Here is an 11,843-nt window from a genome sequence, read left to right as displayed (position 1 = left end):
CGGCAACAGCATCACTTACCTCAACATCAGCGATAAAAATGCCGAACGTTTGCCGGCTTATCACCGGCTGGACATGTCAGTGTCATATGATCTGTTGAAGATAGACGGGCATAAAATAGGCTCTATAGGCTTGTCGCTGTTTAACGTTTACAATCATACCAACACCTGGTACCGCGAATACCAGATGCAAAATAACCAGGTTATCACTACCGATGTTAACTACCTCGGCTTTACCCCTAACGTTACATTAAGCTTAAGATGGAAATAAAAACATACATACGATATACATTTTTTGCACTGATAGCCGGCTGCCTGATGATGGCATCGGCCTGCAAAAAAACTCTTCTGATACTGATGCGGTAAACAAACCTGTTGTTGAAGCATACCTGGTTGCAGGGCAACCGCTTTCAGTAAAAGTTTATCAGCAAAAAGACCTGACGGATACTGCTACTTATGGATCGGCCATTACCGGGCTGACAATTAATGTAAGCAATGGTACACAGACTGTAAAACTCACCGAAGGAACAAACGGAACTTACACTTACAGCGATGCCTCGTTCGTAACTGCCGGTAAAACTTACTCCTTGCAGTTTACCTATAACAATTTGGTTGTGAGCGCGTCAACAGTGATGCCGGGCAAATCAGTTGGATTTAAACTAACCGACAGTGTATTCCATGAGCCTAATACGCTTGATCAGGCTTATAACGATAAGGTGCGTGATACCATTACCTGGACCAACCCCGATTCGTTACAGCATATGTTGCTTTTCAAAAACACCGACAGTAATCCTTTTGAGATCATAGCGGTAAGGAACAACAGGAACCCAAGTTTCGAAATCAATACCGAACGTGCCTCTACATACAGCATAACGCAAACCACTTTCAAATACTACGGGGTTTATAAAGTAATATTGCTAAGGGTAAACGACGAATACATTAATATATTAACCAGCAATACCCGCGGCAGCTCACAAAACCTGGTAAATACCCCAACCAATGTTGTTAACGGCCTCGGTATTTTTACCGCTATGCAAGCCGACACCTTGAATTTGAGGGTAACGACAGAGTAAAATCTGATAATTGGTATTGAATCATCTGCTGGCACAAGTTGCCCCGGTCCGGGCTTACTTGTGCCTTTCCTAAAAAACGGTGTTGAATCCAGATTTACGAAGTTTCAAAACTTCGTAAATCTTCCCTAAGTTTTATCACTCCTAATTGACATGGTTTTTATATCGTTGTCACTTCATTGCAAATCCCTCTTTTTAATCCCCCATTGTAAAATCCCCGGTTACATCATAATAGTGTAACTTATACATTACAAATGCACTATTTGTAAAAAAATAAAAATTCAGCATGTAACATTTAAAGTATTTTCGCCTCCAATTACCAAAATAATACTAAATGAAACGTTTTTACATACTTATTGCATTATTCTGCTTCGCGTTATCGGCTCAGGCCCAGTTTGGTGTGGGCGGCGGCGGACCTACAACAACAGGCAGAATATCAGGCACTATCATTGATTCGCTAACCAAAAAACCAATGGACTACGCCTCGGTTGGTTTATATCGCAGCGGAGGCAAATCGCCAATTACCGGTGTTGTAACCGATGAAAAAGGTAACTTTAAATTGGACAATATAAAGCCGGGCGTATATAAGCTGGCTATCTCTTTTATAGGTTACCCAACTAAATATATTGACCAGGTAACCACTACCCCATCAAAACCAGATGCTAAGCTTGGCCAGGTACTGTTGGCCCCAAGCTCACACGCGCTTAAAGAAGTTTCGGTAGTTGGCCAGGCCGCATTAATCGAAAATAAGATCGATAAGATAGTTTATAACGCGGAGAAAGATCTTACTGCCGCTGGCGGTAACGCTACCGATGTGTTACAGAAAGTGCCTTTGGTTGCTGTCGACCTTAACGGTAACGTATCCATCCGCGGCGACCAGAACGTACGTGTATTGATCAATGGCAAGCCATCCGGTGCTACATCTGCCAGCCTATCGGATGTGTTGAAAACCATCCCTGCCGACCAGATCAAGAGTATCGAGGTGGTAACTTCGCCATCGGCAAAATATGATGCAGAAGGTTCGGCCGGTATCCTGAACATCATTACCAAGCAAAAAAATGTTTCAGGTATCAGCGGTTCAATCAGCGGTGGTGTTGGTACACGTCAAAACAACGGCAACGCCAATATCAACTATAACCACAACAGGTTTAGTTTATCGGCAAACGCCGGTGGTAACGCAACATGGCCTCAAACCTCGCTTACCTCAAGCGATCAGAATTTTAATTACAGTGACCCTACCAAACACTATGAGCAAACATCTACAGGAACCAGCCGCGTTAAACGTCACGGCGTAATAGGTTCTGTTTCGGCTGGCTATGATTTTAACGCGTACAACAACTTACGTACTTCTATCCGTTTAAATCAGGGTGGTTTTGATCCGCATTCGCTGTCAACCACAAATCAAACTTATTATTTTGATCACACCAAAGATCAGTCTTACACTTCTGATGGTCGCGGGCATAATAGTTTTGGTGGCTTTGACTGGAACATTGATTACACGCACAAATTTAAAAAGAAGGTCATGAATTGGACCTGTCTGCACAATGGAGCCATAGCAAAATTGTTACCGATTATACTAACTTGTATTCGGCGGTGTTTGATTCCCTTGAAAACAATATTAATGGTAAAAACAACGAGTATACTATACAAGCCGACTATACTTTACCTGTAAGCAAACTGCTTAAGCTGGAAGCCGGTGGTAAAAACATCATCAGGAGGATAAAAAGTATTTCGGATTATTTTGTACCGGACGGAAACGGCGGTTTTGTATTCAGCGATCCAAACTCAAACAGGTATAATTATAATCAAACAGTTTGGGCCGGTTACACCGTATTAACTTTCTCTCTGCCTAAAGGCTACTCCATTATGACAGGTGCAAGGCTTGAAAATACGGATATTCACGGCGAGCCAATCAATAGCGCTCAAAATCTTAGCCCTTTTGATCAAAACTATAATACGTTTATACCGAGCTTAACTTTTCAAAAGGCGCTTACACCTACTCAAACTATCAAATTATCATATAGCAAGCGTATAACTCGCCCAAGCTTACAGTTTTTGAACCCGTTTGTTAACAGGAGCAATATTACAGCACAAACAGTGGGTAACCCCGACTTAGCGCCCGAAATATCGCAAACAGTTGAATTGGGTTACAACACATTCATAAAATCGTCTGTGATCAACCTGTCTGCTTATTATAAGCATACATCAGGCTTAATTGAAGGTATAGTTGAAAACCTGCCACCTAATGGTGATCAGAACGCTACTTTAACTACCTATCAAAACATTGGCGTAAATAACTCATATGGCGCAAGCTTTTTTGGTTCGGTAACCCCGTTCAAGATCCTGACCATACGCGGTCAAATCAACGCTTACACCTATAAGCCAACCGCTATTGACCAGTTTACGCACCAGCAAACACAAACCAATACTTATGTGCAGTACAACGCATTTTTAAGTGCTCAGCTTACACTGCCAAACAACTTTATAGCGGAGGCATTTGCTGTTGAAAATTCGGCACGCCGCACCATTCAGGGCTCAAACCCATCGTTCAGCATTATGGGCTTTGGCTTTAAAAAACAGTTTATGCAAAAGAAACTTGCATTGGGTATTAATGCCATTGAGCCATTCAATACTTACAAAAACTTTAATACCGACATAAAAACGCCAACATTTACACAAAGCAGCAAATTTGCGTTCCCATTCCGTTCGTTTGGTGTAACGTTTAGCTACAGCTTCGGTAAATTAAGCTTCAGCAACCCGCAACAGCAGAAAAAAGGCATCAACAATGATGACATGAAACAAGGCGACCAGGGTGCCGGCGGTTCACCTACGGGAGGCCGATAATATTTAAGAGTCAAGACTGTTAGAGTCAGGATATAAGAAAAAACTAAAGAGCCGGGAGCGTAAATGCTTCCGGCTCTTTTTCTGAACCAGGATTGTCTGAACTCGAATTTGTTGAATTCATTGAATTGACAGAATTTTAAAATTCGATAAATTCTTAAAATTCGTTTAATTCGAGTTCAGACAAAATCCCGGTTCTATTCCGCGTCCACCTCAATCCCTATCTGTTTAAGCAATAGCGAGGCATTGAAAGTTTTGCACTCGCCGTGCTTGATCTTGTAATCAAACAGCATTTCGCCGTTCACGACCTGGATATCAAAATAAAAATTACGTACGTAATCAGGATATTTGGTTTCGAGATGGGCTATCTGCAAATCATGAGTGGCTACCATACCCACCGCATTTTTGCGGATGAGTTGCTCGATAACCGCCTTTGAGCCGAGGTACTTATCAACCGAATTGGTACCGCGCAGCATTTCATCTATCAGGAAAAACACCTTAGGCTCATTTTCGACCGCGGCCAGCAGCATTTGCAGACGGTCGAGCTCGGCCTTAAAAGTCGAAGTACTTTCATTGAGCGAATCTTTGATGCGCATATAACTGATCATGGTGATCACCGAAACCTGCATGCTTTTGGCACAAACCGGTGCACCGCTTAAGGCCAACACGGTATTAATGCCCACGGTACGCAAAAAGGTACTCTTGCCGGCCATATTTGATCCGGTTATGATGTCAACTTTAAAGGTATTATCCAGTTCGTAATCATTTTCGATGCGTTTGGTGACATCAATAAGCGGGTGGGCAATGGCTTTAGCTGTAAGGGTATAGCCCTGCCTGTCGTCAATAACAGGAAAGCACCAGTCCGGATAGTTTACTACTAAACCGGCCAGGCTCAGGAGTGATTCAAATTCGGCAATGACATCAAAAGCGGCTTCAAGGCTGTCCTGGTTTTGCCGTTTCCAGTTTTCAATGGCGATGATCTGGCGGATATCCCACAAAAAAACAGGTTGAGTACAAAGCCAATTAATAGGTTAAGGTGATAATTAAGCTTATTGATCAGCTCTCCCAGCTCTTTTATTTTAGCCGATGTTTTATCTGTTTTAAGCTGTTGTGCTAATATATTGTTATAGGGAGCTTGCCATTGCTGGTCTTCAATGCACTTAAATACATTTGCATAGTTGGATAAAGTATCACCTATTTTACCGGCAATAAGATCGGCTTTGCTGATGTAGGCTGCTTTTGAAAACACCACCCCCATATTAAACAAGCCAACCACGATGGCCGCAAGCTTCGCCGGCGAATAAAAATAAGCAACTACCAACAACGCCGTAAACAAGTATGGCGCTATTTTTGTATAAGCGGCAAGCCATTTTTCGCCTGGCATATCGAGCGGAATGTGCAGGTATTTAAACAGGTTTTTAAGTTGGTTTACATCCTGCTTTATGGCGAAAATGAGCCGTGTTTGCAGATCGAGCTTCCAGCTGTTCTTAGCGGCTATTTCTTTAACGGCTTCCTGTCGTTGTGATACGGTTTGCTTGCTTGCCGGGGCATTGAGCCAACCCGCCAGTTTATTATTTCCCGGGGTAGTAGCTGCACGGTTGATGAGCTGGTATAACGATGCATTACCGTAAATATCCAGGTCGGAAGTGTAAAAGTGTTTGTCGTTAGCGTAGCGTGCGCCATCGTTGTAGATATTGCCATGGGTTTGGATACTGGCTATCTCGTTTTCATTTACCTGCTGCAGATCGTCATAATACTGTTTCTGCTTTTCAAAAGCGCTTTGGCGCGCTACCAGCCAGGCAAAGGCAAAAACCAGCAGTACAAAGGCTATGGCGATGATACTAAAATTGTCGAAGTGAATGGCAAAGGCTATAGTTAAGGCCACCATAGCAAATATGCCGAGCCTCAGCAGCGAATAGGTATTGGCAAGCTTTTTATATTTGGCCGCTTCTGCAGCGGCGAGGCTTGCCCTTTGCGTATAATCGTTTATAATTGTTTGTTCCATGTGCAGATAAATTCAACCAAAATAAACACATATATTTTAAATAAACGTTTATTTGTTTCAGATATGAAGATCACGTTCCTTACCGTTGGAAAAACAGAGGATGCCTATTTAAAGGAAGGCATTGATAAATATGTAAAACGGCTAAAACATTACACCAAACTGGAGCTTGTAGAAATCCCCGAGCTTAAGAACACCAAAGCCCTGAGCCCTGAGCAGCAAAAGGCTAAAGAGGCCGAGTTGATCCTCAAGAAAATCACCCCGCTTGATTTTGTGATCCTGATGGATGAGAAAGGTTCTGAATTTACCTCAACCCAGTTTGCGGCTTATATCAATAAAAAGAAGTTACCACATCTGCCAATTTAATATTCATCATCGGCGGGCCTTATGGCTTTGATACCTCCGTTTACCAGCGGGCTAACGACAAGATCTCTCTTTCGCGCATGACATTTTCACACCAGATGGTACGCCTGTTTTTTGTGGAGCAACTGTACAGGGCTTATACCATTATGAAGGGTGAGCCTTATCATCATGAGTAGGACTGAACCATGATTTATAGGATTTTAGGATTTCATGAATTGGCCTGATAATTTATATTCATAGCCCAATTCATGAAATCCTAAAATCAAGTTAATCAAGGTTCAAAAATGAACAACACATGAATCTGCACATCCATAATCTGCACATCTGCACATTTTCCCCTACCTTTGCTAAATGTCAGCAGGTCACGATCATTCACACTCACATTCGCACGGGCACCATCATCATGACCATGCCCCTAAGCTTGATCATTTAAATTCGGCTTTTATTTGGGGCATAGTGCTTAACTCGGTGTTTGTAGTGGTTGAGGCTATCACAGGTTTTGTTACCCACTCTTTGTCCCTGTTAACCGACGCCGGCCATAACCTGAGCGATGTGGCCTCGCTCGCGTTAGCCTTGCTTGCTTTTAAACTCACCAAAGTAAGCGCTAACAGTAAGTATACCTACGGCTATAAGCGGTCGACTATCATCGTATCTTTTTTTAACGCGGTAATATTATTTGCAGCCGTTGGTTTTATTATTTATGAAGCGGTTACGCGCTTCATGAACCCCGAAACAGTATCGGGCGGCACCATGGCCTGGGTTGCTTTTATAGGCATTGGCATTAACGCTTTTACAGCCTGGCTGTTTGTTAAAGATAAAGATACCGACCTCAATATTAAAGGCGCTTACCTGCACATGGCTGTTGATGCCATAGTATCCTTTGGTGTGGTGATATCTGGTATTGTCATATACTTTACCAAACTATACTGGATTGACAGCGCAGTGAGCCTGATAATAGGTTTTGTGATATTACGCGGCACCTGGAGCCTGCTTACAGCCAGCCTGCGTTTGGAAATGGACGGCGTGCCTGCCGAAATGGACCTTGATAAGATCAAAGCCGAACTTAAAAAAGCCAAAGGGGTGGTTGATGTTCACCACATGCACGTTTGGGCGCTCAGCACCACCGAAAACGCACTTACTGCCCACCTGGTCATCAAGCCTGAAGCCATGGCCGATTTTGATAATATCAAGCATGACCTTCGTCACCGTTTGGAACATCTGGATATCAGCCACAGTACTTTTGAACCCGAATTTTCGGAAGAAGGGTGTAAGCAGCCGGAGTGTTTGTAGGTTAGTTTTTCCTATTTCATAAAATTCCTCATTTTCTTATTTTTAAGGTAAACAATTACCTTAAAATGAGCAAAGCCCAAACCTTAAAAATACTATCCGTTATCACCTTTCTTGAAATCGTCGGGATGGTAATATGGCCAATTATATTGGGCTGGGGCCAGCTTATGGGTTCTGCTGGGCTGCTGCTTTCCGTAATATTCGTTTTTCCGCTTATTTATTATGTGGTTTTTATCATATTCCTGTCCCGTTATGCGCAAAGAGATGTGCAGGATCAGAACATCGGGCTTGTAATATTTTTAAATGTGCTGCCTATTATTGCGCTGCTTTATGTTTTGGATGTGTTTTGATTGAAACAACTTATAAACGTTTTAAATAATTCTTACTACCTTGAAAGCGATTATTTAACCTGTCATGAAATCAACCCGAAGAAAATTCATTACCACAACAGCGGCACTGGCTGCAGGTACAGTTACAGCATCGGCAATATCGCTGAAAGAGCAAAAAGAAGAATGGCCAATAGTACACCACGTATTTTTCTGGCTTAAAAACCCGGGATCAACAGAAGATCGCGATAAACTGGTAGCGGGTGTTAAAACCCTTGCCAAAATTGAAACCGTGCGCAAACTTCGTGTAGGTATTGTGGCCAGTACCGAAAAACGCGACGTAGTAGATAACTCCTGGGCGGTATCCGAGCTGATGTTTTTCAGCGACCTGGCCGGACAGGCAACCTATCAAACTCACCCTATCCACCTGGAGTTTATTAAAAACTGCAGCCACCTTTGGGAAAAGGTTATTGTTTATGATGCGATGGATGTTTAATTTCAAAAACCTATTTACCGCGAAACAAGTCTGCGCCGACATTATTACTCCGGAGGAAACACCACTTTTAAAAAGAAGGCCAGCACCCGGCGCAATAAAAGAAGCATTGAATCATGCTAACGGTTGGGTGTATGAAATAGACGCCACATTTGAGCATGATGTAAACGTGCCGCCGCAAGCTATCAAAGGCGCCTGGAAAGTGGATTCAAGTGGAATAATTGAAGGAGATTTTATCCCCAATCCTAATTATTTAGCTAAGAAGTAAAATATATCTTAAACTAAAAAAAGCCGATTATTCGGCTTTTTTGTGGCTTTTTAGCTTTTGCTTTTGGAGCTGCTGGTTCAGCTTCCGGTTCAGCTGTTACAGCTTCGGCAACGGGTTCTTCTGCAACCGGGGCAGGTGCTTGGGTTGGATCGGCCTCTTCAAAAATTGGAAGCGGCTTTAATATCTGGAACCAGGCTATTACCTTTTTAATATCCGATGAGTAAACTTTCTCTTCGTCATGATCAGGCGCTACTTCATAAAAGAAGGTACGCAATGCTTTTCCATCGGCTTTAACATCAGGTATGTTTGATGCTGTTTTCATGCGCTCAAGCACATCAGTTAACCTGATATCATCCTCAACACCAAAAATGGTGATCTCACTTAAAGCAGCTAATTTGGCTGTAGAAAGGTTGGCTATCAGCTTTGTTTTCTGTGCATCTAAACTTTCCAGCACATAGCCGGTTTTGTTTTGTGCCAAAGCTTTCCATAAACCCGGTTTTCCTGATACCGATACAATTCCCTGTAAATTCATATATTTTTTGTTGGGGCTGATTGGATGAGTAGTTTATTATGTTTAACCAATAAACTACTCACCTCATCAACTACTCACTTAATCTTCAATAACTTCGATTCCTAAAATTTTATCTCCCTGGCGAATAGCGTCAACAACGTCAACATTTTCAATCACTTTACCAAAAACGGTGTGGTTACGGTCAAGGTGGGCAGTGTTTGTGCGGTTGTGGCAAATGAAAAACTGTGAGCCACCAGTGTTGCGGCCTGCATGTGCCATTGAAAGCACACCACGGTCATGGTATTGGTTGTTGCCGGTAAGCTCGCAATCAATTTTGTAGCCTGGGCCACCAGCACCGGTACCGGTTGGATCGCCGCCCTGAATCATAAAATTAGGGATAACACGGTGAAATATCACGTTATCATAAAAGTTTGATTTTGCTAATTTTTTAAAGTTAGCAACGGTATTAGGGGCATCCTGATCGTAAAACTCTACGGTCATGTCGCCTTTTTCGGTTTTGATTATTGCTTTGCTCATGTTTTTGTTTTTTTGAAAACAGTTGGCAAAGGTAATAAAATAGAAGGTTAAAGGCGAAAGGTAAAAAGCGAAAGGTTTGCAATATTTATTGGTTACCAGGGTGTAAAAGTCATGGTAAGTACTTTTTCTTTTGGCGAATAACTAATCTCGCCTTTGCTTTTTGAATCAAACATTTTAATTTCCAAAAGCGGCTTTTTATAATCTTTACCCAATTCGGCCAATTGGGCAAAAAACCAGTCGAGTCCTTCCTGATCACCTAAAGTATTAGCAAACCAGGCCAGTTTTTGCAGTTCGGCAAGGTTCACTTTTTCGTCGGCCGTAAAAACGTAAGTCCACTTAACTATTGCCAGCTCATCGGGCTTGCCAATTAGTTGGGCCCGGCTTCCATTGGCATCTGTTGCGACAAAATTTGGTAGCAGGCTGATATCTGTGTCCTGCTTAAAAACAAGACTACTATCGGCTTCTGTAAGCTTTTTAATCAACACATTACGATTGAGGCGCATACCCTTACTTCCATTCTGCGCGTACGCGGCCAAACAGGATATTGATAAAATACCGACAAGGAAAATATTTCTGATAGTAACAGATAAACTCATTTAAGGACCGGATTTAACAACGCCATAAAATTAAAACAACATGCATAAAGCCAGAAGCCCTTATGTGTTAAAAATGGTTAAAATACATTAGCCCTTTATTCGTTACATTTGATAACCCGGCAGTAAACAAATCAACAAGGATCGTGAATAATTCATCAGGCAATAACTTTTCACCTCTTACATTTCGTCTTTTACTTATAAAGCTAAAGTTCCTTTTACCTTTCGCCTTTTACCTTTTACCTTTTACGTCGAGGGCTGCATCTATATTAATTCCTATGGATGATGAGCAAAAGGACCATCTCAAATCGTACGGGATAGCTTTCTGGGTGCTCAAAAACGGCGAAGAAGTCGACTGGCTGCTCAACTATCGTGGTGGCAGTTTCATGATGAAGTACGGCCAAAAAGTTGAGGAAGAGTGCAAGATCCGCGGGGTGAGCTACGAAGTTATTGCCGACGCCAAAGCAAACGAAATTATTACCGAAGTAAGCGATCCATCGGTAAATATGGACCTGGTTAAACTGGAGAAAGCCCCCGCATGGCGGTTTACTCCCCCAAAAACAAGCTGCCCTGGGATGATGCAGTTACCCTGGTTTTAAAATATGCCGAAATTCCGTACGACGTAGTTTACGATGAAGAGGTGATCCACGGCGAACTGCCTAAGTATGATTGGCTGCACCTGCACCACGAGGATTTTACAGGGCAATACAGCAAGTTTTATGGCGCCTTCCGTTACGCGCAATGGTATACCGATGATATCAAAATCCAGGAGACCATGGCCCATAAACTGGGCTTTAGCAAGGTATCAAAAATGAAGCTGGCCGTAGCCCAAAACATCCGAGATTTTTGCGCAGGCGGCGGCTTCCTGTTTGCCATGTGCTCAGGTACCGATACTTTTGACATTGCACTATCGGCTGCTAATACAGATATCTGCGAACGTATGTTCGACGGTGATGCTGCCGACCAGGACGCGCAATCCAAACTCGATTTTAGTCAAACGTTCGCCTTTCAGAATTTTACGCTGGATATGAACCCCATTTCGCATTCCTTCAGCAATATCGACGTTACCACCACCCGCCAGGTTGATCGTACCCGGGATTTCTTTACGTTGTTTGATTTTTCGGCCAAATGGGATGTAGTGCCGAGCATGCTTACGCAGGATCATGACAAAGTAATAAAAGGTTTTATGGGCTTAACCACGGCCTACAACAAAAGCATGCTCAAACCCGGCGTTACCATTATGGGCGAAATGAAAACCGCCAACGAAGCCCGTTACATTCACGGCGAATACGGCAAAGGCCAATGGACATTTTACGGCGGCCACGACCCTGAAGATTATCAGCATGCTGTAAATGATCCGCCGACAGATTTGAAACTACACCCCAATTCTCCCGGCTACAGACTGATCCTAAACAATGTGCTGTTCCCAGCTGCTAAGAAGAAAAAGCAGAAAACGTGATTGCTTTTGCTTAAAGCAAAATGCTCAAAGCCGAAGGCAACTTGGTAAACCAGTGTAACTATGCAACCCGCCCGCATTTACAACGAGCTTAAATTT

At 42.8% G+C, this 11,843-nt stretch carries 13 protein-coding genes and 2 pseudogenes; 10 read left to right on the top strand and 5 right to left on the bottom strand.

The window, feature by feature from the left end; translation table 11 throughout:
- Nucleotides 1–73: 73 nt before the first annotated feature.
- The 4 genes from ACRQ5D_RS14010 to ACRQ5D_RS13995 all read left to right on the top strand — a co-directional run bounded on the left by ACRQ5D_RS14010 (nucleotide 74) and on the right by ACRQ5D_RS13995 (nucleotide 3,911).
- Nucleotides 74–268 (top strand): hypothetical protein, encoded by a 195-nt coding sequence (locus ACRQ5D_RS14010; RefSeq protein WP_431199834.1) that lies wholly within the window; start codon nucleotides 74–76, stop codon nucleotides 266–268.
- Nucleotides 269–272: 4 nt separating this feature from the next.
- The gene (locus ACRQ5D_RS14005) at nucleotides 273–1,070 is read left to right on the top strand and encodes a DUF4249 family protein (protein ID WP_431200788.1); all 798 of its coding nucleotides are present in this window, start codon (nucleotides 273–275) and stop codon (nucleotides 1,068–1,070) included.
- A 331-nt stretch (nucleotides 1,071–1,401) separates the two neighbouring features.
- Nucleotides 1,402–2,739 (top strand): carboxypeptidase-like regulatory domain-containing protein, encoded by a 1,338-nt coding sequence (locus ACRQ5D_RS14000; protein ID WP_432329260.1) that lies wholly within the window; start codon nucleotides 1,402–1,404, stop codon nucleotides 2,737–2,739.
- Nucleotides 2,628–3,911: an outer membrane beta-barrel family protein gene (locus ACRQ5D_RS13995; protein WP_432329768.1), complete on the top strand. Its 1,284-nt coding sequence runs from the start codon at nucleotides 2,628–2,630 to the stop codon at nucleotides 3,909–3,911. The genes ACRQ5D_RS14000 and ACRQ5D_RS13995 overlap by 112 nt, the downstream gene beginning before the upstream one ends.
- Before the next feature lie 194 nt (nucleotides 3,912–4,105).
- Here the strand turns inward: ACRQ5D_RS13995 and ACRQ5D_RS13990 are convergent, their stop codons facing one another.
- Complete coding sequence (locus tag ACRQ5D_RS13990) at nucleotides 4,106–4,906, bottom strand: MutS-related protein (RefSeq protein ID WP_431199833.1); 801 nt, start codon at nucleotides 4,904–4,906, stop codon at nucleotides 4,106–4,108.
- Nucleotides 4,801–5,913, bottom strand: coding sequence for a hypothetical protein (locus ACRQ5D_RS13985; RefSeq protein WP_431199832.1), 1,113 nt, complete (start codon nucleotides 5,911–5,913; stop codon nucleotides 4,801–4,803). Before ACRQ5D_RS13985 ends, ACRQ5D_RS13990 begins: the two co-directional genes overlap by 106 nt.
- Before the next feature lie 63 nt (nucleotides 5,914–5,976).
- On the opposite strand from ACRQ5D_RS13985, the pseudogene rlmH reads away from it, so the two are divergent.
- From rlmH to ACRQ5D_RS13960, 5 genes and pseudogenes are all read left to right on the top strand, one after another.
- Nucleotides 5,977–6,449, top strand: a pseudogene (gene rlmH / locus ACRQ5D_RS13980) (23S rRNA (pseudouridine(1915)-N(3))-methyltransferase RlmH).
- A gap of 175 nt (nucleotides 6,450–6,624) precedes the next feature.
- The gene (locus ACRQ5D_RS13975) at nucleotides 6,625–7,563 is read left to right on the top strand and encodes a cation diffusion facilitator family transporter (RefSeq protein ID WP_091172098.1); all 939 of its coding nucleotides are present in this window, start codon (nucleotides 6,625–6,627) and stop codon (nucleotides 7,561–7,563) included.
- Between the two features lie 65 nt (nucleotides 7,564–7,628).
- Nucleotides 7,629–7,910, top strand: a complete 282-nt coding sequence (locus ACRQ5D_RS13970) for a hypothetical protein (protein WP_091172096.1) — start codon at nucleotides 7,629–7,631, stop codon at nucleotides 7,908–7,910.
- Nucleotides 7,911–7,974: 64 nt separating this feature from the next.
- On the top strand, nucleotides 7,975–8,382 hold the full coding sequence (locus ACRQ5D_RS13965; protein WP_091172094.1) for a Dabb family protein: 408 nt from the start codon (nucleotides 7,975–7,977) through the stop codon (nucleotides 8,380–8,382).
- The gene (locus ACRQ5D_RS13960; RefSeq protein WP_091172092.1) at nucleotides 8,375–8,647 is read left to right on the top strand and encodes a hypothetical protein; all 273 of its coding nucleotides are present in this window, start codon (nucleotides 8,375–8,377) and stop codon (nucleotides 8,645–8,647) included. The genes ACRQ5D_RS13965 and ACRQ5D_RS13960 overlap by 8 nt, the downstream gene beginning before the upstream one ends.
- A 13-nt stretch (nucleotides 8,648–8,660) precedes the next feature.
- On the opposite strand, the gene ACRQ5D_RS13955 is transcribed toward ACRQ5D_RS13960, so the two are convergent.
- From ACRQ5D_RS13955 to ACRQ5D_RS13945, 3 genes are all read right to left on the bottom strand, one after another.
- On the bottom strand, nucleotides 8,661–9,179 hold the full coding sequence (locus tag ACRQ5D_RS13955; protein WP_432329257.1) for a DUF5606 family protein: 519 nt from the start codon (nucleotides 9,177–9,179) through the stop codon (nucleotides 8,661–8,663).
- Nucleotides 9,180–9,257: 78 nt separating this feature from the next.
- Complete coding sequence (locus ACRQ5D_RS13950; RefSeq protein ID WP_090534226.1) at nucleotides 9,258–9,695, bottom strand: peptidylprolyl isomerase; 438 nt, start codon at nucleotides 9,693–9,695, stop codon at nucleotides 9,258–9,260.
- Between the two features lie 92 nt (nucleotides 9,696–9,787).
- On the bottom strand, nucleotides 9,788–10,291 hold the full coding sequence (locus ACRQ5D_RS13945; RefSeq protein WP_091172088.1) for a hypothetical protein: 504 nt from the start codon (nucleotides 10,289–10,291) through the stop codon (nucleotides 9,788–9,790).
- A 275-nt stretch (nucleotides 10,292–10,566) separates the two neighbouring features.
- Here ACRQ5D_RS13945 and ACRQ5D_RS13940 point away from each other — a divergent pair.
- Nucleotides 10,567–11,747: pseudogene (locus ACRQ5D_RS13940) on the top strand (asparagine synthetase B).
- The last annotated feature ends 96 nt before the right edge of the window (nucleotides 11,748–11,843 follow it).

It is taken from the genome of Mucilaginibacter sp. P25, assembly GCF_050859465.1.
Taxonomy (GTDB): Bacteria; Bacteroidota; Bacteroidia; order Sphingobacteriales; family Sphingobacteriaceae; genus Mucilaginibacter; species Mucilaginibacter gossypii.
The sequence above is the reverse complement of the archived record's forward strand: the minus strand, read 5'-3'. Positions and strand labels throughout refer to the sequence as shown.

Bases quoted from the DNA above. Each gene is read 5' to 3' on its own strand.
- ACRQ5D_RS13985 (WP_431199832.1), bottom strand. From the start codon at position 5,913: ATGGAACAAACAATTATAAACGATTATACGCAAAGGGCAAGCCTCGCC.
- ACRQ5D_RS13965 (WP_091172094.1), top strand. From the start codon at position 7,975: ATGAAATCAACCCGAAGAAAATTCATTACCACAACAGCGGCACTGGCT.
- ACRQ5D_RS14000 (WP_432329260.1), top strand. From the start codon at position 1,402: ATGAAACGTTTTTACATACTTATTGCATTATTCTGCTTCGCGTTATCG.
- ACRQ5D_RS13950 (WP_090534226.1), bottom strand. From the start codon at position 9,695: ATGAGCAAAGCAATAATCAAAACCGAAAAAGGCGACATGACCGTAGAG.
- ACRQ5D_RS13945 (WP_091172088.1), bottom strand. From the start codon at position 10,291: ATGAGTTTATCTGTTACTATCAGAAATATTTTCCTTGTCGGTATTTTA.
- ACRQ5D_RS13960 (WP_091172092.1), top strand. From the start codon at position 8,375: ATGTTTAATTTCAAAAACCTATTTACCGCGAAACAAGTCTGCGCCGAC.
- ACRQ5D_RS14010 (WP_431199834.1), top strand. From the start codon at position 74: ATGTCAGTGTCATATGATCTGTTGAAGATAGACGGGCATAAAATAGGC.
- ACRQ5D_RS13975 (WP_091172098.1), top strand. From the start codon at position 6,625: ATGTCAGCAGGTCACGATCATTCACACTCACATTCGCACGGGCACCAT.
- ACRQ5D_RS13955 (WP_432329257.1), bottom strand. From the start codon at position 9,179: ATGAATTTACAGGGAATTGTATCGGTATCAGGAAAACCGGGTTTATGG.
- ACRQ5D_RS13970 (WP_091172096.1), top strand. From the start codon at position 7,629: ATGAGCAAAGCCCAAACCTTAAAAATACTATCCGTTATCACCTTTCTT.